This window comes from Labrenzia sp. THAF35, from assembly GCF_009363595.1.
In the GTDB taxonomy this organism is placed as follows: domain Bacteria; phylum Pseudomonadota; class Alphaproteobacteria; order Rhizobiales; family Stappiaceae; genus Roseibium; species Roseibium algicola.
Window position 1 is genome coordinate 4,359,550 of the sequence record NZ_CP045380.1, and the last position, 23,478, is coordinate 4,383,027.

Consider the following 23,478-nt stretch of genomic DNA (forward strand, 5'->3'; position numbering starts at 1 on the left):
GATTTCTTATGACGTTGTTATTGCCGCAAAGTGACTGCCGAGAAATCGTCGACGCGTTTAGTCGTTCACAAGCGATCATACAATTCAAACCCGATGGCACAATTTTGGAAGCGAATGAGAATTTTCTCAGGACCTTCGGGTATTCGTTGGATGAAATAAAGGGACGACATCACAGGATGTTCGTCGATCCGGACTATGCAAAGTCGTCCGATTATGAACGTCTTTGGAAGGCTTTGTCGAAGGGAGAGTTTCAGTCCGCTGAATTTGCCCGGATTGCCAAGGGAGGCAAGGAAGTCTGGATCCAGGCAACCTACAATCCGGTCATCACCAGGTCGGGGACCGTTCGGAAGATCGTCAAGATCGCAACCGATATTACCGAGAAGAAACGAAAGGCGCTTGAAGCCCAGGGGCAGATAGACGCGATCAACCGATCGCAAGCCGTTATTCAATTTGATCTGGACGGCACGATCCTCGATGCGAATCCGAATTTCCTGAAGTCGCTCGGTTACGAACTTTCGGAAGTGAAGGGCAAGCACCACAGCCTGTTTTTGGATCCGGAAGATCGGAACAAGCCAGAATACAAGGCTTTCTGGCGCAAGCTTGGAGAAGGGGCTTACCAGAGCGGCGAGTTCAGACGCCGGCATAAGGACGGTAGGGATATCTGGATCCTGGCTTCCTATAACCCGATCCTCGATGCTGCGGGACACCCGTTCAAGGTCGTGAAATTTGCGACCGACGTAACCTCCGAAAAGCTTCGAAACGCCGAATATGAAGGTCAGATAGCAGCAATCAGCCGTAGCCAGGCGATGATTTCCTTCACCAGGGAAGGGATCATTCTCGACGCGAACGAGAACTTCCTGCGTACGACCGGGTATTCTGCCGCTGAGGTGGTTGGTAAACACCACCGCATGTTTGTTTCCCCCGATTACGCACAGAGCAAGGAATATGCCTCGTTCTGGAAGGCACTGGGGGACGGGAAACATACGTCGGCCATCTATCAGCGTTACGGCAACAGTGGCAATCCTATCTGGCTGCAGGCGACCTACAATCCGATCTTCGACGCGTCCGGTAGGCTCATCAAGATTACCAAGTTTGCCACCGACGTTACGCAGAACATGAAGTCACGACAGACAGCCATTGCGGCCGCCGAGGAGACACTTGGAACTGTTGAGCAGACAGTTGCTTCTGCCAGGGAAATTACCGGCTCTGCACAAGATGTGTCGCGTGGAATGGACGAGGCGCAGCGGGCAGTCGATGACATGCAAACCCGCTCCGAAGCAGCCGGAAGATCCACCGAAACTCTCCGCAACGCTGCGGCTTCCATGGACGATGTCGTTCAGTTGATTTCAAAAGTTGCGGATCAGATCAACCTTTTGTCTCTCAACGCAACGATAGAGGCCGCACGCGCAGGCGAGGCGGGACGGGGCTTTGCTGTTGTGGCGAACGAGGTCAAGGATCTCGCGAGCCAGACATCTCAGGCAACTACGCGCATTTTCGCCGAGATCGAGGAGATGCAGACCGTTGCGGGAGCTGTAGATGAAGCGCTGAAGGCCATCCAGTCGTCAATCACCGAAGTGCAGGAACTGGTTCAGGGAACATCAACTGCAGCAGAACAACAATGCGCTGCCACGGACGAGATTAGCAGCAAGTTGATGCTCGCATCCGAAAATGTTGCGTCCGTCTGCAGCAATCTGGACAATTGGGTCGTCGGCATGGAAAACCGCCGGAAAAGCGAACGAACCCGCGTGCATCAACATGCCGAAATCAGGTTTGGCGAAAATGAGAGCCTGCAGTGTTCGGTGAGGGATATTTCAGAAACCGGAGCACGGCTTCATCTGAAAAATGCCGGAAATGTTCCGAGCCAGTTCACTCTCCATTTCAACGATGGAAAGGCTGAAAGAAGTTGCCGCCTTGTGCGCAGGGATGGTGACAACATCGGCATAGAATTCGTGAAGAACGTTCTTGCGTTGAGCGCATGACGGCCAAGTTTCAAATATCCCGTTCTGCCCGGGTAATGCCGTGGGTGATCAGACGATCGATGATCTCCGGATAGCTGACGCCACTTGCAGCCATCGCTTTGGAATACATGCTGATATTCGTAAAGCCGGGGATGGTGTTTAGTTCGTTCAGCAGGATATTCATTTCCTGCGTCACAAAAAAATCGACGCGGGCCATGCCGTCGCATCCCAGGGACCTGAACGCCTTTGCCGCCAGATCCTGCATCCGGCCTTCGACATCGTGTGGCAAATCTGCAGGTACCTTCAAGGCCGCGCCGTCTTCGTCGACATATTTTGCGTCATAGGTGTAAAAGCCATGGCTTTCGGCGGGAACGATTTCGCCCGGCCTGGAGACGAACAGCGTGCCGTCGCTTTCCTCCAGAACCGCGAATTCGATTTCGCGGCCAAGAACGAACTCTTCGGCAAGAAGCTTGTTGTCGTGCTTGAAACCTTCCTTCAAGGCGGCCTCAAAGCCGTCTGCCGTCTGAACCTTGCTGACACCGACAGAGGAACCCTGGCGGGCAGGTTTGATGAATACGGGCAAACCGAGTTCGTGCTTCAGGAGTTCGAAGTCCGGCACATCGTCCGGCCGAATTGTGAGTGATTTGGCCGTGGGGAGGCCGGCCTCGATGAGAAGCCGTTTTGCAAGATCCTTGTCGAGTGCATTTGCAGACCCTGCGATACCGCATCCAACGAGCGGAACCCGGGCCACTTCAGCAAGTCCCTGTACCGCACCATCTTCGCCATGGAGGCCATGAAGCACGGGAAAGACCGCGTCAAGCTTGGCAAAGTCACGAGGCAACCCGTTTTCATCCAGTGCAATCACTCGGCCACGGCCACCTGGAACCGGACAGATTTCAATGCCAGTTGTCGGCCGTGCCAGATGTCCATTCTCAAAATTGCTCAACAGCCATTGTCCTTCACGGGTGACGTAGACCGGAACCGCGTCGTACTTGGAGGGATCGAGTGCGTTCATGACATTTGTGGCGGAAAGGACCGAGACTTCGTGTTCCGCAGATCGCCCGCCAAACAGGATGGCTACACGCAGTTTTTGAGGAAGATGGGCCAAAAAGATCTCCAATAGAATCGAATATGCAAATCAAATGCCGCATCAGCGATAGCGTGATATTGTGGCTACGCAAAGTCTGGTTGGCGGCGTACTCGGGTCCAATTCACTGAGACGGGGTTTGGGCGCACGATAAGACAGTGTTGTTAGCAAATGGCACCGTTTTGCCAGGACGAAGGAGAGGGGGCAGGGATGGCATCTAGAAACACCATGCTGCCTGGAAAAACCGAACGGGCGCCTTAACTTGATGAACTGACCTTCATGGGGAGTATCAAGCCCCATTGTGTCGCCTGGGAGCTACCAAACACTTCAAAACCCGCTTTCTTATACGCTGAAATGGCACGAGTGTTGTCCGGGTGGGGATCGGTCGCAACGACCGGGACGCCGGCCTCGAACAGTGCCTTCAGGTGCTGCGCGATAAACGCAGGGCCGTGCCCTTTGCCTGTCATGTCTGCTTCGCCGATGTACTGATCGATGCCCCGAGATCCCTTGGGTAGCGAGAAAAAGTGGTGATCTTCCCAGCCGTGAACGCTGTAGTCCTGCAAGTAGGCGAAGGGGCGCTGGGTTGTCTCAACAATCCAGCGCTTCACCCGAGTGTCTTTGAGTTTTTGCGCAGTAAAGGGCTCGGCCGTGTCCCACCACTTGCGGACATGCGGTCGCAACTGCCATTCCGCCAAGAGAGGTAGATCTGCCGGGGTCACTTCTCGAAAAGTGTAACGTTCGCTTGCTGACATATCAGAACAATATCATACAGACATAAGCACCGGCATCAGGCGCGTCGATACTGTGTGCGGTTCAGACTAGCTGCGAGAAGTGCAGTGTTTTTCGGGGAACAACCTCGTAATAACAGTAGCTTATGAACTTGTGCGGGAAGGGGTGTCCAATCCGGATCTGTGATCTGCCGGAGATGAGAGGCATTGTTTGAGGCAGGTTTTGAACCGCCGCAAAAGCCATGTTCACTCGGCAACGACTTCTTTTCCGGGGGGGCATTTGGCTGGCATAAGATGCTGATTTGATTAGATTTAATGGTATGATTTGAATGGAAAAGCAACCGTGGACAATATGGAAATCGACCGAAACACAGTTGCGCTTCTCATACGCCAGCAGTTTCCACATCTTGACCATCTACCAATTGAACCGGTTTCCAAACAGGGCTGGGACAACGCCACCTTCAGGCTCGGTGATGCTCTTTCCGTGCGTCTGCCACGAAATGAATCCTATGCCGAAGCAGTAAATAAAGAAACGCATGCGCTGGCTGTCTTGGGTGAACATCTGTCCGTTGAAGTGCCGAGTGTCGTCGCTGTCGGCCTGCCAAGCGATACATTTCCGCTACCGTGGTCGATAAGGCGTTAGGTCGAGGGAGATACACTTGAAAGCGCTGACGGTGTAAATCCGGAAACATTCGCGGTTTCGCTTGGTAAAACCCTGTGTGATTTGAGAGCGATCGATACGGGTGGCGGATTCATTGCAGGCAAGCACTCATTCTATCGCGGTTGCCATCCCAGCGTTTACGGCGACGAAGTTCAAAGGAGTTTGAACGTCCTCGGCAGCAAGGTGGACGCAATGCGGTGCCTTGAGGTCTGGCAGCGCGGCATGACGTCAGCCTGGACGGCCAGACCTGTCTGGTTCCACGGAGATGTAGCGGTCGGAAACATCATCGTCACCAATAGCGTCGTCAAAGCTCTCATAGATTTCGGGACGTGCGGTATCGGTGATCCTGCCTGTGACTTCGTTATGGCCTGGACGTATTTCGATCCCGAAAGCCGGAAGATTTTCCGAGATGCGTATCAGACCTGGCAACGGGCCAGAGCATGGGCGCTCTGGAAAGCTCTGGTTTGCATGTCCGGTCTTTCAAGCCCGGACACCGATGGAACGCAAGCCAAAGCTCTGCTAGCTATCTGCAATGACGTCGACTAGCTGACATTGCCAAGGTCCAGCGCTTGAGCGATGGTGAGATAGCCCGATAGGTGACATTTGTTGCTGGGAAGATGGAGGGCTCCCAATCCACATCACCTGTTGTGACTAAAGAGATTGGTCACGATATGTGCCGAACCGAACGGTCACAAAGGGCTGTGCAACAGGGCAGGGCTTGAGCAAGGCTGACCGCCCGTAGACCCAAGGCAGGGAAGCCTTGCGGTGAGGAAGGCGCTGCACATCAGATCGGTTTTGAGATTTGTTTCCCTTCGAGCTCGGCTTAAACTGGCTCTCCAAAGAACCCGATAATAAGTAATAGAGCGGCGAGCGCAGCAATGCAGGCGCTTGCGGAAAAGAGCATTAGGCGCCGCAGGTTCCTGAAATCTTCCCGCAAGAAGAAGCCGCCAAATCGTGTGTTTAGGCGAGCAGCTTTTTCCCAATAGGAGGGAGTATTTTCATCGTCAGCTTCCAAAGCTCGAATTTTTAGCATGATTGAAATAATACCCAAAAAGAAACATACGAAACCAACAATGAATATTGAAAAACACATCCAAACAGCAAATTGAATTAAAAGATGTTCATCAGACAGTACAATTTTCATATTCGATAACCTTTATTCAGTAATTTATTCTGCAACTTCAATGCGCAGCCTATCTTTTCTTCGAATCGCAATATAGTCTGGATCATCAAACACACTCGGTAGCCTTGGAGGGTTCCGACCGCGCTTCTTATAGCTGTCTTTCTCGCTGTTTGATTTGACTTTTGTCGGCGGCTGATTTGCATACTGCTGTTCCTTCACCCAAGACAGAACTTCGTGGAGACGTTTGTTCTCCGCGATAGCCGCATGGGACAGCGGCCTCTGGCACGATGACGGATCCCGCCTGGACCTTTGGAGCGGAAACGATCCCGCAGACGATAGGCATGCAGTCTCGACATGTTCATCAGGTTGGCCGCAGTCGTGACGCCAATGTGGCCATCTTCGACCTACGCCTGGATCTCGACCCGATTCAAATCTCGCTCACTCACCAAAATCTATCCCATGTCCATGTTCCAGACACTCAAAGGGACGCGGGAAGCGTGACATTTTTGAATTGCACATGTGAGACATTTTAGTCCGACGTTTACATGACTTGTCAAAGCCGAATAGGGACGCGACAGGTTCAGCCCGATAGAAATGCGACAGTCAGACTTTGAAGGTTGGTGAAGCGGTCAGCCCCCGATCCGACCGGCTGGGCCGGGTTGTAAGGGAGGTGAGGGGGCGGGTGGTCGCAACGTTAAGACGGTAGCCCGTATAAGGTCCTGCTATCCTTTGAGGCTAGGTGAGTGCTTTAGCGTTGTATTATTCGAATGTAGATTACTGGCTGTTTGTCGCGAACGAGAGCGATACCTTCATGTCCATGAAGCGGGCCAATTACACGGCTTCGACACAGCCATAAACTGTCGCCATCACGCAGTTCTTCATAAATCGGAGCAAGTCCCCTCATAAGCGTTGTCAAATCACGAATAGGCTCCACAAGATGTTGCGGCAGCGCTCCAAAATGTCGCATTAGCCAATTCGAAAATTGTTGCAGCGTAACTTCTTTGACTAACTCAATATCTGGAGGATCACGTTTTACTGCACTTGGTGAAAACATATCAATCATAGCACCGAGCCTCACTGCTATCGGTATAGAAGACACGCAATAAAAATCTACTTTTAAACGAACGATCAATCACATGCAGCGATTCTCGCCAATGCCTTCTGCCTCTTAGCATTGACCTCGGGATCATTCGTGAAATCCGTCCGTCGACCAGGTTTGCGACCGCGCTTCTGGTAGCCGTTGCTCACGCTGCCATCCGGGATGCCGAACATATGATCCTTTTGCCCTTGGCGGCTCGGACCATGCTGCCTCCGCCGTTGTTGCTCGCGCCCGTCCTGCATCTCAGCCACAATCGAAAGAATATCGTCCAGACGTTTGTTCTCGACCACTGGGCTTCTATGAACTGAGCGCAATGTATCAAAGGCTCGATAGGGAAGAATTGTGCCTTCATGCATGATCTCCAGCCGGCCATCGGGATAGTCGCAGACGATCACCTTCTGGCGGGGCAGGGTCTTGGCGTAGTCCGTCGGATCCAGAATGAAAATCACCTTCTCATAGCGTAGCGTCAGAGCCTGTGACACCGTGCGGACTTCTTTCCGGCACATGGCCCCATCCAGATTCTCATGATCGGCCAGTGGTCGATGCATGTCCTTCGGATTGCGCGGTTCCCTGCCAAAACGACCGTTGAAATCCGCGATGAATTCCGGGGCGAATGCGTTGGCCTCTTCAAGCGTGCAGATACCGCGCAAACGCAATTCCTTCACCAGCCGGTCCTGAAGAGTTCTGTTGGCGCGCTCGACCCGGCCTTTGGCTTGCGGGGTGTTGGCGCAGATGATGTCGATGTTGAGCTCGTAAAGAGCGCGGCCAAATTGCGTTAGCCCGCTGGTCCGGTCCATCTCGGACGCATGTGTGGTCCGGAAAACCCCGTGTTTGTCGCTGTAGAATGCAAGCGGCTTTCCCCATTGTTCCAGATAGGCCTTAGTTGCCAGGAGGTAGTCGAAGGTGTTCTCGGATAACGCAAAACGCAGATGTAGCAGCTTGCCGGTCGCGTCGTCGATGTAGACAAGCAAGGCACATTTGGGGCCGCGGTTCTCGAGCCACCAGTGATGCGAACCATCGATCTGGACGAGTTCACCGAGGCAATCGCGCCGGCCGCGCGGCTGAAAGATCCGCTGCTTGCGTTCGCGCCGCGATGTCCAAATACCAGCTTCCGTCATCCATTGGCGCAAGGTCTCTTTGCCGACGGCAATCTGATGAAGCTCAAGCAGCTTCTCACGGGCCAGGGTTGGACCGAAGTCGTGATAACGCTCGCGCACCAGGTCGAGGACGGCATTGCGAAACTCGTCGCTGTGACGGCGGTTGCTGGGACGGCCACGCTTGCCGGAAACAAGACCAGCGGCACCGTCACGCTCGTAAGCCTGCAAGAGCCGATGGACCTGGCTCCGGCTGAGGCTCAGAAGCCTGGCAGCGTCAACGACACTCAATCTTCGATCGCGGATCTTCTGGATGGCTTCCAGCCGGTTCAGTTCATGTTGCGACATGGTGATCAAAGACATTGCAGCTCCGTCAGCGCTTAGGCGTGCGGAAGCCAGTCTTCCTTCCAACGTTGATATTGACCAGCGTCAGACGGACGGGAAGTGTCACATCTCTAACTGGCCCAAGTGTCGCATTACTAAATGGCTTGTGAGCGATACTTGAAGTGCGACTTCTGCGGATTGCAAGGGTAGGGGGCGTTCACTCATTGCGCCAGCATCTTCTCCCTGAAGACTTCGGCCGGCGTCTTCCAACCAAGGCATTTCCGGGGCGTCGCATTGAGCCGGTCACAGATCCCTTTCAACTCAAGATCGGTGACCCGGCTCATATTGAGTTTGCGGGGAAGCCATCGTCGGGCACGTCGGTTGGTGTTTTCCACGGTGCCTTTCTGCCAGGGGGCAGATGGATCACAGAACCAGGTTTGTGTACCGATTTCCGCTTGAAGATGCGGCCAGGCCACAAACTCGGTTCCTCGATCGAACGTGATGGATTTTCGGGAACGGATTGGCAGGTGGCGGATCGCATCGATGACCTTGCCAAGCACCAAATGTGTTCTTCTGTTGTCATTCTTTAAAAGCAAGGTGAACCGGGTGACGCGTTCCACCAGGGACGTAACGTTGCCAGAACCAAAGTGCTGTTTGAACAGCATTAAATCACCTTCCCAGTGCCCGAACTCCTGCCGATGTGCCACGGCATCTGGCCGGAACAAGATGCTGACGTCACGATGGAATTTGGGTGGCAGGCGCTTTCTCGCTCGTCTGGGCTTTCGAGACTTTCGATGTGTCGGCAAGTACCACCACAGCTCCTGGGCAAGGCCTTCCTTCGAATAGATATAACGGTAGATCGTTTCCTGGCAGACCCGGTGGGAGGCGCCTTCGTATCTCATGCGTCCGGCAATCTGTTCCGGCGTCCAGCCATCCTTGATGCGATCGGTCACAAGATGACGCAGATCCGAATGCTTGATCAGTTTTCGTTTTCGTGACCGACGCGTGGCGCATTCCTGGTGGGCCGCCACAGCAAAATAGCCGACGATGTCCGGCAACTGTTCATCTTGAAAATGGTTGCGTTTCAATTCTCGAAAAATCGTTGATCGGTGCCGCCCAAGGATCTTCGCCATTCGGCAAGGTGACACTTTCGCCTGGCGCCAGCGTTCAATCTTGCGGCGCTCCTCCAGCGTCAGGTGGCTGTATTTTGATCCCATGACACAATCCTCCTGTTTGATAACCTATTGGTTTCAAACAGAAGTCGCACTTGGGAATAGCGCGCACCCTGCTATATGACTAATTCGCATAATCAATATTATGGAACATTTATAGCTGAGCGTGTTTGCCATGCTTTGCCAATGCCTTAGTGTCGGATCCGGTTGGCGTTACCTGTCAGTTTGTGTTGCGGAGCGTCATTCCGCCCGTCAGTCGTGCTGTCGTAAAGATCAATCGCTGTCGTCCGCGTCGATCACCTTGCGAGCGATTTCAAAGGAAAAGCCCGCCCGGCACATTGCAGCCAGATCCTTGTCGCGCCGGTCATCTCGCGTTCGTGTGGTTCTGTATGGACCAAGCCGCCTGCGTCTTGCGAAGATCCGAGCGGCTTCCTCGTCGCTGCGTTCGTCTTGTGCCAGCACCGTGTGTATCGTTTCTCTGTCAACGCCTTTGGCAGCCAACTGAGCTTCGATTTTTCGCGTTGAGCCACCGCGGCGCCGCAGCCCGGCAGTTTTGGTTTCCGCGTAGGTCTTGTCGTTGACGAGACCTGTCTGAACGCACTTTTCAACGACCGCATCAATCAGGTCGGCATAGTCGGCCGGATCGAGTTCCAGGCTCATGCAGGCTTTCAAAACCTTGCGTTCAAGAACCTTGCGAAGATTGGCGGCCGATGTCGCATAGCGTTCCAGGTAATGAAGCGCAGACTTGATCAGCCGATCTTCCGTCGGTTGTTTGTAGCGTGGCTTACCAGCCATCGGTGGTTAGAGCGCTTTCTTTGCCTGTGCCTGTGTCTTCAACGGACAGGAGCATACCATCATAGGCAGGTTCTATGGTTTCAGGCAGTTCCGATGACAGGACTTTGTAGTCCAAGTCATTGTGGAGATTGGTGAAAATGGTGCGTTTGGGAGCAATTCTGGAAGTCCAGCACAGCGCATCCGCCAGACAGAAATGGCTTGGATGTGGTCTACGGCGCAAGCAATCCAGGATCAGAAGATCCAGGTGTTTCAATTGGTTGAGGCTGTTCTCCGTAATGTCCGAGACATCGGGAATGTAGGCTGTGTCACCAATGCGAAATCCAAGTGCATTGATCTCTCCGTGGACAACCTCGAAAGGTTCGAAGGTGATCGGACCGCCGTTTCCCTCAATGGTGACTGGTGTATCCGGACGAAGATCACGGCGTTCCAGAATTGGCGGATAGTTGGAGCCTGCCGGTGTTTCAAAGCAGTAGCTGAATGCTGTGAGTGCCCTCGCGCTTGTCGCTTCGTCCATATAGACGGGAACTCTTTTGCCGGATTGCACCCAAAAGGCCCGCAAATCGTCGATACCGTGCAGATGATCGGCATGCGAATGTGTATAGACAACCGCGTCCAGGTGCTTGACGTTGGCAGCCAGCAATTGCGACCTGATGTCGGGTCCGCTGTCTATCAACACGGTTGTGCACTCGTTATCCACACGCTTTTCCACAAGAAGCGCACAGCGGCTGCGGCGGTTCTTCGGTTCACCGGGATCGCAATCGCCCCAATCATTGCCGACACGCGGCACGCCTCCGGAAGAGCCGCATCCTAGAATGGTCAGCGTCAAGGTCATGAAGAAATCGCTTTTGTCTGCAGGTTCTGACGAGGCACCTTGCTGAAGAGCCTGAAGAAATTCTCTGTGGTCTGCCGAGCTATCTCTTCTTCCGAAACGCCCCTGGTTTCCGCCAGAACCGCTGCAGTCATCGCTGTATAGGCTGGTTCGTTGCGTTTGCCGCGTCTCGGCTGCGGTGCGAGATATGGGGCGTCGGTTTCCACCAACAACCGGTCAGCCGGCAATTCACGGGCAATGTCACGGATCTCTTCCGAGCGCTTGAAAGTCAAAATTCCGGAAAAGGACACATAAAGGCCAAGCTCTATTCCGGTCAGTGCAAGGTCTCGGCCGGACGAAAAGCAATGCAGCAGGGCCGGGAAGGCCCCCTTCCCCATTTCTTCGCGCAAGATGGCTGCCATATCGTCATCCGCGTCGCGTGAATGAATGACCAGTGGCAAGCCGGTGCGCCGTGCGGCTTCTATGTGGATGCGAAGGCCTTCCGCCTGTGCATCGCGTGGGGCCTTGTCATAGAAGTAATCGAGACCGGCCTCGCCGATGGCGACCACCTTGGAGTGGTTCGCCAATTGCACGATTTCATCGGCTGGAATGCCGCGCTCCGTGCCGGCGTTGTGCGGATGGGTGCCAACCGAACAATAGACTTCCGGATATTCCTCGGCGATTGCCAGAACCTGGTTAAACTTGCGGATGTGGGTGCAGATGGTGACCATCAGTTCCACGCCGGCCGCCTTGGCCCGCGCGATCAGTTCGGCACGTTCACCGTCAAAATCCGGGAAATCGAGATGGCAGTGGCTGTCGACAAGCATTGAGGATCCAAATGAGTTTGATCGGTATGGCGCATATAGGTGGTACTGCCGCCTTTTAACAAGAGAATCGGGGCTTGCCCAAGTCACGAACTCTCGCTCGTGACGATTTCCAATCTGTGTTGCCCGCCTGGTGGGCCTTTACGGGTCAGGCTGCCCGCAAAGCGAAGAAAAAATCCAGCACGACCTGTTTCTTGTCGAGATTGAGCGCGTCAGCATCCCGGATCGCCTTGTTCATTTTTTCCCAGATCTCGACGATCCCGTGTGCGTCACGCACACCCTTGCCAAGATCTCGGCGCATACGGTCATGCAGCCAGATCTGAACGATGTGCTGAAAGCTCTCCCAATTGTCGGATTGGCCGCGTGCGGCCACCAGGTCCGCCAATGCATGCGCAGCGGCAAGATCGAGCTGTTCCGGACGGTCGGCGAGCTGACGAACGCCCTTTGCTATTGCAAGACCATCTCCTGAAAGCAAAGTGATGGCAGATCGCAAGCTGCCGTCGGCTGTCTGAGCGAGTTCACGAAGGTCATCCGCCGAGGCAACCGATCCGCCAGACAGGTCCTGCAGGCCCTGACCAACCTCCTGCTCGCTTAAGGGATCCAGATCGAGGCGCCGGCATCTGGACCGGATTGTCGGCAGCAGCCGGCCTGGTGCATGGCTCAGCACCAGGAACAGGCATCGTTGCGGTGGTTCTTCAAGGATCTTCAGGAGCGCGTTGGCGGAACTGATGTTCATGTCGTCCGCAGCATCGACAATGCAGATCCGCCAGGCCTTGGCGGATGCTGTGGTACCGAAGAAGGAAACGGTTCTGCGCACCTCATCTACCGGCAAGTCGGCTTTGAACCGTTTGGATTTCTCGTCCCAGGGTCGACGCAAATGCAGAATGTTCGGATGCCCGCCAGCCTTCAGCTGTCGGGACACTGGATGGTCGGGCGCAACCGCAAGGTCGCGCGCGGCGGCAACCTGCTGTCCGAATCTGTCCGGATTTGCGATCACGAAACGCGCGAAACGAAAGGCAAGCGTTGCCTTGCCGATCCCCTTCGGACCGCCCAGGATCCAGGCATGGTGAAGTCGCTCGGACCTGTAGGCCTCCAGAAGAGCCTGTTCCGTTTTGGTGTGTCCGATCAGGATGTCCCGCTCATGGGGCAGCGGATAGCCAGGAAGAGCATCAACTTCAGGAATGTCGATCGGTGCATTGGCACGGGCCATCAGTGCGCCCCTTCAGCAGTGACGCCCGATACGCCGCCTTCATTCAGGTCGCCGGCAAAGGTTTCCTGCACGGCATTGCGAATGGCCGTTTCGACCTCGGCAGGCTCCTTGGCACCGTCGATCACGGCAAATCGGTAGGATTCGCTTCTGGCGAGTTCGAGAAAAAGCTCACGTCTTCGCTGATGGACCTTGAGTTCTTCCCCTTCAAACCTGTCCGGGCCGCCGCTGTCATCTGTGCGAGAACGTTCCGCCACACGCCCAAGCCCGACTTCTACCGGAACGTCGATGAGGATCGTCAGATCGGGATAGATTCCGGCAACCGCGGCCGTTTCCAGCAGTTTCAAATAGTCGCGATCGACGCCCGCCTCGCCCTGATAAACCCAGGTCGAATCGGCGTATCGGTCGCAGAGAACCCAGTCGCCTCGCTCCAGCGCCGGTTTGATGGTGGTATCCACATGGTCCGCGCGAGCCGCGGCGAAAAGCATTGCTTCGCCGCGAGGACCAAGGTCCTTTGCGCCGCCAGACAACAGCATTGCACGGATCTTCTCAGCCCCTGGCGAGCCGCCTGGTTCGCGGGTAACGACAACGGATAGCCCCAGACCTTCAAGATAGGTTTTCAGGCGGGCGATCTGGGTCGATTTTCCGGCCCCCTCGCCACCTTCAAAGGTAATGAAATGTCCTGGCACCCTATCCCGGCTCCGCTAGTTCTTGTTGGTCTTTGTCACCGGCTTTAGCAGCAATTGCAATCTTTGTGCACCGTTTACCCGATCCAGCCGAACAGCAGCTCCTGCAGGCCGTCCAGAGCCCTGCCGATCATGGTGCCTTCCGCAACAGCGCCACCGGTTACCAATGGAGAGCGGTAGACGATCCCATCCTTGCCGATTACCCGGATTTCGCCAACCTGCTCTCCAGCGTTCACTGGTGCGGGGAGCGGTCCGTTGTAGATAACGCGTATCCTGTAATCGAGTGTGCCACCTCGCGGCAGCAGCACGTCAACGCTTTTCTCGGACACCAGCGGAACACTGCTGGTCACACCGCCAAACACCCGGCCGTCCGCAACAACATCGCCCGCTGAGAACAACGTCTGAACGGAAAAATACTCCCAGGCGCCTTCGATGACCTCCTTGAGTGTCTGAAGGCGGTGTTTGTCCGACGAAAGACCCGCAACCGCAGCAATAACTCTGCGCCCATTCCTGTCCACCGAACCGAGGCCGGAATATCCTGATTCTGCATCATTGCCGCCGCCGAGGCCGTCAAGGTTGCGGATTTCACCGAGCAAGGGGTTCTTGTTGCGCTGGAAAATCTTGTTCCAGGTGAATTCCGGGATAGCGAACATCGGATAAAGATTCGCGTGGCTCTCCAGAATGTACTCCGCAAGCCTTGCCTGATCACGGACAGTGGTCTGGCTTGGGACCTCCGGATAGCCAGTCGGGTTGCCGAAGCGGCTGTTCTTCATGCCGATGGATTGCGCGAATTCGTTCATGCGCACAGCAAACGCTTCTTCGGTCCCATCCAGGCATTCGGCAAGCACGATGGCGGAATCGTTGCCATTGTGAACCAGCAATCCCTTGAGCAAGTCTTCAACCGAGATATCGGATTTGATCGCGGCGAACATTGTGGCACCACGACCCGAGGGAGCGCCGCCGGTTCGCCAGGCGTGTTCGCTGACCTTGCAAGTCTGATCAAGCGAGAGATCGCCGTCTTTCACAGCCTTGAAAACCGTTGCCGCTGTCATGACCTTGGCGAGAGCGCCGGGAGCGAACGGCTGGTCAGGTTCCTTGGCAAAAAGGATTGTGCCGGAGCCGGGCTCATAGAGGAAAGCCATCGGAGCTTTCGTCACGATGGTTTCGGCTGCATTCCCTGGGAGAGCGAACGCAGAGACGACAAAAAAAGCAGAAAACGCCCCTCGCCCGACAAGGCGACGAGACGCTCTCAAAAATCCGGATACAGAATATGCGGAGGCCATGAACCGCTTGCCCTATTTATAGATACAGGCGCGGCGTGTGGAAGAAGCCGGACCTACTCCGGGTTCCGGGCCGATTAGCCGTCGTTTTCCAGTTTGACCACCAGCTCACGCATCGAAAGGCCCGTGTCGGCCACATTTGAAAGCAGCGAATGCGCGTCGGAAATTCGGCGGTTCGCAGCAAATGAGGAAATTGCACTGCCTGACACGAGACCTGCGGACGTTCCCGGAGCCGGGACGCGCAGCACGCCGAGTGTTCCTTCCGCGGGCGCAAGACCCGGAGCGGAATAGGCCGATTCGACCGGCTCGAAGCGGTTGTTGGACGCAACTTCGATTGTCGGCTTGCCGGCTTCGAATGCCTGCGCCGGATCGAAGGCAACCGTCAAGGTTGTCTGCTTCGCCCGGAAAGCCGTGGTCGTGGATGCGGTGGTCAGATAAGGACGTGCGCTTGGCGCCGGAACAGCCCCGAAGGTGACCTGCGGTGTGATTTGCTGAGGCACAACCTGCTGCGGTTCTGCCTGTGCCAGCATTGTGCCCGGCATTGTCGCGCCAGGTTCGACCGCACCTGGGCCACGGTAAGAGGCCATAAGGAAGCCTTCGTCCTGTCCGTGCAGCGGTGCACGGCCGACGTACTCGACCTTTACCTTGCCGATGCCAGCGCTCTTGGTGCCAAGCATCGTTGCGGCGCGTTCAGAGAGGTCGATGACGCGGTTGCCGTGGAATGGGCCGCGATCATTGACGCGAACGATCATCGACCGGCCGTTTTCCACGTTCGTCACGCGGGCATAGGATGGCAGCGGCATCGTCGTGTGCGCAGCGGTAAGGGAGTTACGGTCGAAAACCTCGCCGTTGGCTGTCTTGCGACCGTGGAAAGTCGGTCCATACCAGGAAGCCAGGCCGGTCTTCTTGTAGTCCGGGTCTTCCTTTGGGTAGTACCACTTACCGGCAATCTTGTATTTCTTGCCGACGATATAGCGCCCGCCACCCTTCGGCACGGGTTGGCCTTCAGCAACCATTTTCGGGCTGCCTTTGACACCATATTTTTCCGGGCTGAATTTTGATTTCTGCTGCTGCGGCGCGGTGCTGCAGGCTGCCACGGCCGAAACCGCTGCTGCCACAATCAATCCCGTGCGCAACTGGGCGCTGAGTTTCCGTGCAGGACGCGATTTACCATCAAGCGTCACAGCTCGTTCCCCTGAAGACGTTCCTGCCACCTGGTTTGTCACCTGGCAAGATTTCCCGCCTGTCCCTTGCATACTGCCGTCCTACTCACTTACGCGCTGGCGGCCCCGCAGCTCACGCGATCATTCCGGCGTGTGGTTCGGTCCACACCGGTTTTCAAGGCATTGTTCCGATCTTCAGATCAGTCCCCGCAAGACGCACTAGCCCCCGCTGCACATCCCGCATATGCCCTTGTTAAAGCGTAGTTTTATTACTTCAAAGTAAACTGCCCGTCGAGGCCGCCGCGTTGCCCAAATTCAACTCTCCACCGGATTCAGGCGACCCGAGGTTCATTTCTCAAAGGCTGTTTGTTGTAACAGTCTGAAATATATGACTAAAAACTGCGTCAATTTGCCTGCCGCCGGCTGTTGCGCACAGGACACAGGTGAGAAGAAATCGTCATTCGGATCAGTTGTGACGTACATCACATTCAGACCTGTCAAATCAGCTTAGGGTGAACTCATTGCTGATGACCGCCCTGTCACAGCAATGCTGGACCCCACCTCCAGCTTCGGCCGCCGGTTCAAAACCCTGCCCACGACACCGGACCGGCGGCCCCTACCCTTTGGCGATGTTCCTGCGCCCGCACTGCCCGTCCTGCCCCTGTGTGCAAGCGGCGCGGGAACATCCCAAAGGAGCTTGATCCCCCCGTACATCCACACGATTTCGCCCACCTGAACTTCATGCTGGTGATTCCGGCTTGACTTTCCGAGTGAGAAAAAGGAAACGGTTTGCACAGTCGGGCCGCCAAGGCACCGGCATGGTGAGGTGGCCGAGTGGTTTAAGGCAGCGGTCTTGAAAACCGCCGTGCGTGAGAGCGTACCGTGGGTTCGAATCCCACCCTCACCGCCATTATTTTTCCAAGTTATTGATATCAGTGAATAAAATGGCTGCTCAGGTGCAGTCATGACTGTGGATATTGATTGAGCAGGCTTTAAATCGCGTCGAACTCAAAGAATTTGGTAGTTTCGCTAACCTGTTCAGATCGACCATACAATAATAAATACGCCAACAAAAAAGCATATATAAGAAACCCATAGTAATAACTCCTGTATATTTCTCAATACGGGCATTATTTTTTCTGCTGGGTATTTTGAGTTGTTTTCGATGACTCCTAATGTTTCGTCAATTTCTTGTATTATTTCTTTTGAGGTCCTGATAATTTCAGTAGAGTCTTGACTAATATTCGCCTTGTTTTCGTGCCTTTCAATTATTTCAAGCAAATTTTTCCTTGCTTCAAGGTGAATATTGCCGATTTGGTAGTAAAAACTAAAGATTAGATGGAGGCCGCCTGAAAAAAGACCAACGAAAAATAGCCAAATTGGTAGTTTCCCAGCTGTGGAAAGAAACTGGCCATTCGGCAATTTGTTGATCGCAGCTAGTGACAGAGTAAGCGCTGTAGCATTTGCAATAGTTGAATACTTAACTATCGTTGACCAAATTGTTTTGGCGTCATCGATCATCGTACACTCCAAACGTGTGCTAATTCTCTTGATACCATGTGAATTTTAAAGGTCACAACGCATTTGGGCTTTTCCAAAGTCCGTCGCCGTCGCCATAAATTCCGGGCTTGTCTAGGCTGCGAATTCTGGCTTCTGATAACTTGTAGCTCGCCAATTTCATTCCCCGTTGCCATTAACGCCGCTATGCATTTAGGGAAAATACTGAATTTTGGCGCCTAATATGTCAGTAGTTTCAATAGTTTCATAGAGATCACGGATACCTTCACCGCCATTTCTTCCGAAATCAATTCAACTCAGTCACGCCGCCGGTGCACATATACGTCGGCATCACGCGTAATTTGATGCAGATTTCTCTTTCGCCTATCATCTGATCCGGAGGAACCGTCGCTTGTTGCGGCGGCGGCTACTGGGAGGAGATAGCCGGCATGTCAGTGATGCACGAGCCCTGGCTTGTTGCGCTGTCCCTGGTGATGGCCTTTCAGGGGAGTTTCGTAGGCTTGAACCTTGCCGTTCAGGTTCGCAGCGCGATTGACCCGAGACGTCGGCTGTTGCTTGCAGGGGCAGCTTTGACCGTCGCCCTTGCCATCTGGTCCATGCATTTCGTCGGAATGCTGGCAGCCCGTCTGCCTGTCGCCGTTGATTTTCTCGTTCTGCCGACACTGCTGTCGTTTCTCGTCTGTGTACTCGTTGTCGGTATTGCTGTTTTCGCAGCGAGCAATGCGCGGCTGACCCCGATTCGCCTCGGCCTCTCCGCCTTCGTCATGGGAAGCGGTATCTGCACCATGCATTATCTGGGCATGTACGCCTTGCATGGTTCGCTGCAAATGGAGCACGACCCGGCCTACGTTTTTGCAAGCTTTCTGATTGCCTTCAACGCAGCCGGTCTCGCCATGTGGCTGTTGTTCGGTCTGGGCAGGCGCCCTCCTATCGTCATTTCGGCAGCGGTTCTGGCGCTTGCGATTTCAGCTATGCATTACACGGCCATGGCAGGATTGACCTATGAAACGCTGCAACCGGTTTCAGGTACTCTTGCGCCAGCCCTGAGCCCCGGAATGCTGGCTATTCTCGTTTCCTGCGTAGCATTTCTGGTGTCGGGCCTGTTCCTGCTGGCCCTCGTTCCAGCCCAGGAAGACCAGACCGATCGCGGCATGGTCAGGAACCAGCAGCTAGAGGAAGAGCTGCGTGCGGCAAGTGAAGACAAGCAGGGCCAGTCAGCGCAAGCCGTTATGGCTGTCAGCGGCAAAACCGCATCAGGATTGCAGGCGGTGGCTCAAGCGGTCCGGCCAGGTCAGCCACTTGGCAAGGGAATGCTGCCGATCGAGCGGGACGGCCAGAAGACCAAGATCGGCGTGCTGGATATATATGCCATTCACGCGGACGCCCATTACACACGTCTTTATGATGGCAGCAGAGAATTCTTCTGCCCTCTTTCCATCAGTGAAGCGGAACAGCAGCTTGATCCGCGCACCTTCAACCGTGTCCACCGAAGTCACATCGTCAACCTCAGCCGCGTTGTCAGCTACAAGCGCTCCGGTGACGGTGGTGTTCTAATCCTGGCGGGCCAGGAGGGGCAGAGTGTTCCTGTCAGCCGGTCTCGTTGGGGGCGGGTGAAAGCGCGATTGAAGGCGCTTGGCCAAAACAGGCATCAAAGCCATACGGGGCATGAACAGCCTGCTGCCGCCCAATAACCAGATCATCGGTTTGGTTCACTTTCGGTGTTGCAGTGCATGCAACGCCGCAAAATACGCCGTTCGTGCAAATGGGCATCAAGCGGACACTCTTCATGGTGGTGGTATTTGCGGCTTGGGCTCCTATTGTAAGCTATTGTAATTACCTTACTTTTTTGAAAGCATTTCAATTTAAGCCGTGAAATGCGTCAGAAGAGCTGTCGCAGTTCGTGCAGGACAGCACGTCATCCGTGTGGCCAGACAGGCTGTTTGTGCAAGCGTTCTTGAGTGTGCGCCGCACTGTTCCGCACCCTTCTCAAACGTGAACAATTCGGCCGTTTCCAGCGTCCGGACACGACGTTGCCGGTGGAAGGCGAAACCAATCGCTTTTCGGGAAGACCGGCATCCGGCCCAGAGGTGGCCGGCAGAGGGAGGAGAAAGACGTGATACCTGGTGCATTCACCTATCACCGGCCATCGTCCGTGGCGGAAGCTGTCGCGATCCTGGTCAGCCATGGCGACGAAGCCCGGCCACTGTCCGGTGGCCATAGCCTGATCCCCATGATGAAGTTGCGCATGGCAGCGCCGGAACATCTGGTCGACCTTGGTGGCATTGCCGATCTCAAAGGCATTTCCGACGACGGCGGCACGATCACCATTCGCGCCATGACCACGCAGCATGAGCTGATCGCCTCGGACCTCTTGGCGTCAAAACTGCCGATCATTCGCGAAACGTCGCTTCTCATTGCCGATCCGCAGATCAGATATGTCGGCACCCTTGGCGGAAATGTCGCCAATGGCGATCCGGGTAACGATATGCCGGCGCTGATGCAGTGTCTGAATGCGACCTATGTTCTGACCGGGCCGGACGGCGAACGAGAAGTGCCTGCACGCGACTTCTATGAGGCGGCCTATTTTACGGCCCTTGCGCCTGAGGAAATTCTGACAGCCGTTCGTATACCCGTCCCGCCTGCAGGGCATGGCTATGCCTATGAAAAGCTGAAGCGCAAGGTTGGCGACTATGCGACAGCCGCTGCTGCCGTGGTCCTGACGTTGGAAGGTGGCAGTGTGTCCTTCTGTTCGATTGCCCTCACCAATGTCGCGGATACACCGCTTTTTGCGCAGGAAGCCGGAGAGATTCTGGCTGGTTCGACGCTCGATACGGCAACAGTTGCCCGCGCGGTCGCGGCGGCTGAGGCGATCACCGAGCCCGCTTCGGACGGACGTGGACCTGCAGAATATCGCACCAAGATGGCAGGCGTGATGTTGCAGCGGGCGCTCGCAAAAGCCGCATCGCGCGCATCCAGCTGAACCAGGATCGAGGGAAACGACTATGAGCGATATTGAACAGATCCCGGTCACCATGACCATCAACGGCAAGAAGGTGCAGCGTTTTGTTGAACCGCGCACGCTTCTGATCCATTTCCTGCGAGAGGACCTCAACCTCACCGGGCCGCATATCGGTTGCGAGACCTCTCATTGCGGTGCCTGCACGGTTGAGCTGAACGGTATGTCCGTGAAGTCCTGCACCATGTTTGCCGTTCAGGCAGACGGCGCGGAACTGACCACCATCGAGGGCATGGCCAATGCGGATGGTACCTTGTCCGCGCTTCAGGAAGGCTTCCGGCAGATGCACGGGCTGCAGTGCGGCTTCTGCACCCCGGGCATGATCCTGCGTGCACACACGCTGCTGAAGGAAAACCCGAACCCCACGGAAGAAGAAATCCGCATGGGCATTTCGGGCAATCTTTGCCGCTGCACCGGTTACCAGAACATCGTCAAGGCGATCCAGTACGCCGCTGCGAAGCTGAATGGTACTGAATTTCAGGAGGCTGCAGAATGAACGACATGACCCCGACACGGGAACAGCGCGAAGCCGCCCTGGAAGGCATGGGCTGCAAGCGCAAGCGTGTGGAAGATATTCGCTTCACGCAAGGCAAGGGCCAGTATGTCGATGATGTGAAACTGCCCGGGATGGTGTTCGGCGATTTCGTCCGTTCTCCCTATGCCCACGCCAAGGTCACGAAGATCGACGCTTCCGAAGCGTTGAAACTGCCCGGCGTGATTGCCGTGCTGACAGCGGAAGACCTGAAAGGCGTCAATCTTGCGTGGATGCCGACACTCGCCGGTGACGTGCAGATGGTGCTGGCCGATGGCAAGGTGCTGTACCAGAACCAGGAAGTCGCCTTCGTGGTGGCCGAGAACCGCTACATCGCCGACGATGCCATTCAGCTGGTGGAAGTCGAATATGAAGAGCTTCCCGTCCTGACGGACCCTTTCAAGTCGATGGATCCGGACGCTCCGGTTCTGCGGCCTGATCTCGACGGAAAGATGGAAGGCGCCCACGGGCCGCGCAAACACCACAACCACATCTTCACCTGGGAAGTTGGCGACCAGGAAGAAACCGACAGAGCCTTTGCTGAAGCCGATGTCACCATCAAGGAGCTGATCTCCTATCACCGGACGCACCCCTCACCGCTCGAAACCTGTCAGTGCGTTGCATCGATGGACAAGATCAAGGGCGAGTTGACGGTCTGGGGAACGTTCCAGGCACCCCATGTCATCCGAACGGTGGCCTCTCTGCTCTCGACTATTCCGGAGCAGAAGATCCATGTGATCGCGCCGGATATCGGCGGCGGTTTCGGCAACAAGGTCGGGGCTTACCCCGGTTACATCTGTGCCATCGTTGCCTCCATCGTCACCGGTGTACCGGTGAAGTGGGTCGAGGATCGGATGGAGAACCTTTCGACAACGTCCTTTGCTCGCGATTATCACATGACCGCGGAAATCGCTGCAAAGAACGACGGCACCGTCACTGGTCTCAAAGTGCATGTTCTGGCTGACCATGGTGGCTTTGATGCCTGTGCCGATCCGTCGAAATGGCCGGCTGGTTTCTTCAACATCGTGACCGGGTCCTACGACTTCCCGGCAGCGCATCTGGCTGTCGACGGGGTCTATACCAACAAGGCACCGGGCGGCGTCGCCTACCGCTGTTCGTTCCGCGTTACGGAGGCAGCCTATTGCATCGAGCGGGCGATGGATATCCTGGCCCAGAAGCTCGACATGGATCCGGCGGACTTGCGGATGAAGAACTTCGTCAAGCCGGAGCAGTTCCCCTATCACTCGGCCCTTGGCTGGGAATATGACAGCGGCGACTATCACACCGCCATGCAGAAGGCGATGGACACGATCGGCTACCGCGAGCTGCGCGCTGAGCAAAAGGCCAAGCAGGAAGCTTTCAAGCGGGGGGAAACCCGTGAGATCATGGGCATCGGCGTGTCGTTCTTTACCGAGATCGTCGGTGCCGGACCGTCGAAGAATTGCGATATCCTCGGTGTCGCGATGTTCGACAGTGCGGAAATCCGCGTGCACCCGACCGGCTCGGTGATTTCCCGCATGGGCACCAAATCGCAAGGCCAGGGGCATGAAACCACCTGGGCGCAGATCATCGCCACGGAAATCGGCATTCCAGCCGCCGATATCATGGTGGAAGAAGGCAACACGGATACCGCGCCCTACGGTCTGGGGACCTATGGTTCACGCTCCACACCTGTCGCCGGTGCCGCGATTGCGCTTGCGTCTCGCAAAATCCGCAACAAGGCGCAGATGATCGCGGCGCACATGCTGGAAGTTTCCGAATACGATCTGGAATGGGACGTGGACGGCTTCCAGGTGAAAGGCAATCCGCAGGCACGCAAGTCCATGAAGGAGATTGCCTGGGCTGCCTATCACGCTCCGCCTCCAGGCATGGAACCGGGTCTTGAAGCGGTCAGTTATTATGACCCGCCCAACATGACCTATCCTTTCGGCGCCTATCTCTGTGTAATGGATATCGACGTCGACACCGGCGTTGCAAAGACACGGCGGTTCTACGCGCTGGACGACTGCGGCACCCGGATCAATCCGATGATCATCGAGGGACAGGTCCACGGCGGCCTGACGGAGGCCTTCGCCATCGCGATGGGTCAGGAAATCCGCTACGACGAGATGGGCAACGTGCTGGGTGCGTCCTTCATGGACTTCTTCCTGCCGACGGCGGTCGAAACACCGCATTGGGAAACGGATTTCACTGTCACCCCCAGCCCGCATCATCCGATCGGAGCAAAAGGCGTAGGCGAAAGTCCGAATGTCGGTGGTGTGCCGGCCTTCTCCAATGCGGTCAACGACGCCTTCAAGTTCCTCGGATCGACCCATATCCAGATGCCGCATGACGCCTGGCGTATCTGGCAGGCGGCCAAGGACCTGGGTGCGCACGCATAAAGCACTTCTTACCGCAGGCTGG

General features: G+C 55.6%; 20 protein-coding genes, 1 tRNA gene and 1 pseudogene. 7 read left to right on the forward strand and 15 right to left on the reverse strand.

The features are described from left to right. Positions 1-8 precede the first annotated feature (8 nt). Positions 9-1,979, forward strand: a complete 1,971-nt coding sequence (locus FIU93_RS19990) for a PAS domain S-box protein (RefSeq protein WP_173017361.1) — start codon at positions 9-11, stop codon at positions 1,977-1,979. Between the two features lie 10 nt (positions 1,980-1,989). On the opposite strand, the gene FIU93_RS19995 is transcribed toward FIU93_RS19990, so the two are convergent. Continuing rightward, entirely contained in the window at positions 1,990-3,066 is a 1,077-nt protein-coding gene (locus tag FIU93_RS19995; RefSeq protein WP_152506519.1) for a D-alanine--D-alanine ligase family protein, read from the reverse strand. A 236-nt stretch (positions 3,067-3,302) separates the two neighbouring features. Further along, positions 3,303-3,797 carry a GNAT family N-acetyltransferase gene (locus tag FIU93_RS20000; protein ID WP_055654346.1) on the reverse strand — a complete coding sequence of 165 codons (495 nt, stop codon included), beginning with the start codon at positions 3,795-3,797 and terminating at the stop codon, positions 3,303-3,305. Positions 3,798-4,125: 328 nt separating this feature from the next. Here FIU93_RS20000 and FIU93_RS31895 point away from each other — a divergent pair. Next, positions 4,126-4,980: pseudogene (locus tag FIU93_RS31895) on the forward strand (aminoglycoside phosphotransferase family protein). Positions 4,981-5,257: 277 nt separating this feature from the next. Here the strand turns inward: FIU93_RS31895 and FIU93_RS20010 are convergent. The 12 genes from FIU93_RS20010 to FIU93_RS20065 all read right to left on the reverse strand — a co-directional run bounded on the left by FIU93_RS20010 (position 5,258) and on the right by FIU93_RS20065 (position 15,970). Next, positions 5,258-5,578 carry a hypothetical protein gene (locus FIU93_RS20010; protein WP_152506520.1) on the reverse strand — a complete coding sequence of 107 codons (321 nt, stop codon included), beginning with the start codon at positions 5,576-5,578 and terminating at the stop codon, positions 5,258-5,260. Positions 5,579-5,772: 194 nt separating this feature from the next. Continuing rightward, positions 5,773-5,919 carry a hypothetical protein gene (locus FIU93_RS31900; protein WP_152506521.1) on the reverse strand — a complete coding sequence of 49 codons (147 nt, stop codon included), beginning with the start codon at positions 5,917-5,919 and terminating at the stop codon, positions 5,773-5,775. 386 nt (positions 5,920-6,305) lie between these two features. After that, a complete protein-coding gene (locus FIU93_RS20020) occupies positions 6,306-6,620 on the reverse strand; it encodes a hypothetical protein (RefSeq protein WP_152506522.1) in 315 nt (104 codons plus the stop codon). Between the two features lie 65 nt (positions 6,621-6,685). After that, on the reverse strand, positions 6,686-8,113 hold the full coding sequence (locus FIU93_RS20025) for an ISNCY family transposase (RefSeq protein ID WP_152506523.1): 1,428 nt from the start codon (positions 8,111-8,113) through the stop codon (positions 6,686-6,688). Positions 8,114-8,295: 182 nt separating this feature from the next. After that, positions 8,296-9,291 (reverse strand): IS30 family transposase, encoded by a 996-nt coding sequence (locus FIU93_RS20030; RefSeq protein WP_077294751.1) that lies wholly within the window; start codon positions 9,289-9,291, stop codon positions 8,296-8,298. A gap of 228 nt (positions 9,292-9,519) precedes the next feature. Further along, positions 9,520-10,041, reverse strand: coding sequence for a regulatory protein RecX (locus FIU93_RS20035; protein WP_152506524.1), 522 nt, complete (start codon positions 10,039-10,041; stop codon positions 9,520-9,522). Continuing rightward, on the reverse strand, positions 10,031-10,873 hold the full coding sequence (locus tag FIU93_RS20040) for an MBL fold metallo-hydrolase (protein ID WP_152506525.1): 843 nt from the start codon (positions 10,871-10,873) through the stop codon (positions 10,031-10,033). Before FIU93_RS20040 ends, FIU93_RS20035 begins: the two co-directional genes overlap by 11 nt. Next, complete coding sequence (locus tag FIU93_RS20045) at positions 10,870-11,676, reverse strand: TatD family hydrolase (RefSeq protein ID WP_152506526.1); 807 nt, start codon at positions 11,674-11,676, stop codon at positions 10,870-10,872. Before FIU93_RS20045 ends, FIU93_RS20040 begins: the two co-directional genes overlap by 4 nt. A gap of 145 nt (positions 11,677-11,821) precedes the next feature. Next, positions 11,822-12,883 carry a DNA polymerase III subunit delta' gene (locus tag FIU93_RS20050; RefSeq protein WP_152506527.1) on the reverse strand — a complete coding sequence of 354 codons (1,062 nt, stop codon included), beginning with the start codon at positions 12,881-12,883 and terminating at the stop codon, positions 11,822-11,824. Then, complete coding sequence (tmk, locus tag FIU93_RS20055) at positions 12,883-13,569, reverse strand: dTMP kinase (RefSeq protein ID WP_152506528.1); 687 nt, start codon at positions 13,567-13,569, stop codon at positions 12,883-12,885. Before tmk ends, FIU93_RS20050 begins: the two co-directional genes overlap by 1 nt. Before the next feature lie 74 nt (positions 13,570-13,643). Continuing rightward, positions 13,644-14,723, reverse strand: a complete 1,080-nt coding sequence (locus FIU93_RS20060) for a D-alanyl-D-alanine carboxypeptidase family protein (RefSeq protein WP_209010178.1) — start codon at positions 14,721-14,723, stop codon at positions 13,644-13,646. Between the two features lie 200 nt (positions 14,724-14,923). Continuing rightward, on the reverse strand, positions 14,924-15,970 hold the full coding sequence (locus FIU93_RS20065) for a septal ring lytic transglycosylase RlpA family protein (protein ID WP_152507647.1): 1,047 nt from the start codon (positions 15,968-15,970) through the stop codon (positions 14,924-14,926). Positions 15,971-16,829: 859 nt separating this feature from the next. Between FIU93_RS20065 and FIU93_RS20070 the strand changes: the two genes are divergently transcribed. Next, a tRNA-Ser gene (locus tag FIU93_RS20070) sits at positions 16,830-16,919 on the forward strand. Between the two features lie 128 nt (positions 16,920-17,047). Here FIU93_RS20070 and FIU93_RS20075 read toward each other — a convergent pair. Beyond that, positions 17,048-17,530: a hypothetical protein gene (locus tag FIU93_RS20075; RefSeq protein ID WP_152506530.1), complete on the reverse strand. Its 483-nt coding sequence runs from the start codon at positions 17,528-17,530 to the stop codon at positions 17,048-17,050. A 425-nt stretch (positions 17,531-17,955) separates the two neighbouring features. On the opposite strand from FIU93_RS20075, the gene FIU93_RS20080 reads away from it, so the two are divergent. From FIU93_RS20080 to FIU93_RS20095, 4 genes are all read left to right on the forward strand, one after another. Then, the gene (locus tag FIU93_RS20080; protein ID WP_152506531.1) at positions 17,956-19,218 is read left to right on the forward strand and encodes an MHYT domain-containing protein; all 1,263 of its coding nucleotides are present in this window, start codon (positions 17,956-17,958) and stop codon (positions 19,216-19,218) included. A gap of 422 nt (positions 19,219-19,640) precedes the next feature. Next, the gene (locus tag FIU93_RS20085; RefSeq protein WP_152506532.1) at positions 19,641-20,507 is read left to right on the forward strand and encodes a xanthine dehydrogenase family protein subunit M; all 867 of its coding nucleotides are present in this window, start codon (positions 19,641-19,643) and stop codon (positions 20,505-20,507) included. A 31-nt stretch (positions 20,508-20,538) separates the two neighbouring features. After that, complete coding sequence (locus tag FIU93_RS20090; protein ID WP_031268485.1) at positions 20,539-21,039, forward strand: (2Fe-2S)-binding protein; 501 nt, start codon at positions 20,539-20,541, stop codon at positions 21,037-21,039. Next, positions 21,036-23,456, forward strand: a complete 2,421-nt coding sequence (locus tag FIU93_RS20095; RefSeq protein WP_077292841.1) for an aerobic carbon-monoxide dehydrogenase large subunit — start codon at positions 21,036-21,038, stop codon at positions 23,454-23,456. The genes FIU93_RS20090 and FIU93_RS20095 overlap by 4 nt, the downstream gene beginning before the upstream one ends. The last annotated feature ends 22 nt before the right edge of the window (positions 23,457-23,478 follow it).

Bases quoted from the DNA above. Each gene is read 5' to 3' on its own strand.
- FIU93_RS19990 (WP_173017361.1), top strand. From the start codon at position 9: ATGACGTTGTTATTGCCGCAAAGTGACTGCCGAGAAATCGTCGACGCG.
- FIU93_RS20000 (WP_055654346.1), bottom strand. From the start codon at position 3,797: ATGTCAGCAAGCGAACGTTACACTTTTCGAGAAGTGACCCCGGCAGAT.
- FIU93_RS20010 (WP_152506520.1), bottom strand. From the start codon at position 5,578: ATGAAAATTGTACTGTCTGATGAACATCTTTTAATTCAATTTGCTGTT.
- FIU93_RS31900 (WP_152506521.1), bottom strand. From the start codon at position 5,919: ATGAACATGTCGAGACTGCATGCCTATCGTCTGCGGGATCGTTTCCGC.
- FIU93_RS20020 (WP_152506522.1), bottom strand. From the start codon at position 6,620: ATGATTGATATGTTTTCACCAAGTGCAGTAAAACGTGATCCTCCAGAT.
- FIU93_RS20025 (WP_152506523.1), bottom strand. From the start codon at position 8,113: ATGTCTTTGATCACCATGTCGCAACATGAACTGAACCGGCTGGAAGCC.
- FIU93_RS20030 (WP_077294751.1), bottom strand. From the start codon at position 9,291: ATGGGATCAAAATACAGCCACCTGACGCTGGAGGAGCGCCGCAAGATT.
- FIU93_RS20035 (WP_152506524.1), bottom strand. From the start codon at position 10,041: ATGGCTGGTAAGCCACGCTACAAACAACCGACGGAAGATCGGCTGATC.
- FIU93_RS20040 (WP_152506525.1), bottom strand. From the start codon at position 10,873: ATGACCTTGACGCTGACCATTCTAGGATGCGGCTCTTCCGGAGGCGTG.
- FIU93_RS20045 (WP_152506526.1), bottom strand. From the start codon at position 11,676: ATGCTTGTCGACAGCCACTGCCATCTCGATTTCCCGGATTTTGACGGT.
- FIU93_RS20050 (WP_152506527.1), bottom strand. From the start codon at position 12,883: ATGGCCCGTGCCAATGCACCGATCGACATTCCTGAAGTTGATGCTCTT.
- FIU93_RS20075 (WP_152506530.1), bottom strand. From the start codon at position 17,530: ATGATCGATGACGCCAAAACAATTTGGTCAACGATAGTTAAGTATTCA.
- FIU93_RS20080 (WP_152506531.1), top strand. From the start codon at position 17,956: ATGTCAGTGATGCACGAGCCCTGGCTTGTTGCGCTGTCCCTGGTGATG.
- FIU93_RS20095 (WP_077292841.1), top strand. From the start codon at position 21,036: ATGAACGACATGACCCCGACACGGGAACAGCGCGAAGCCGCCCTGGAA.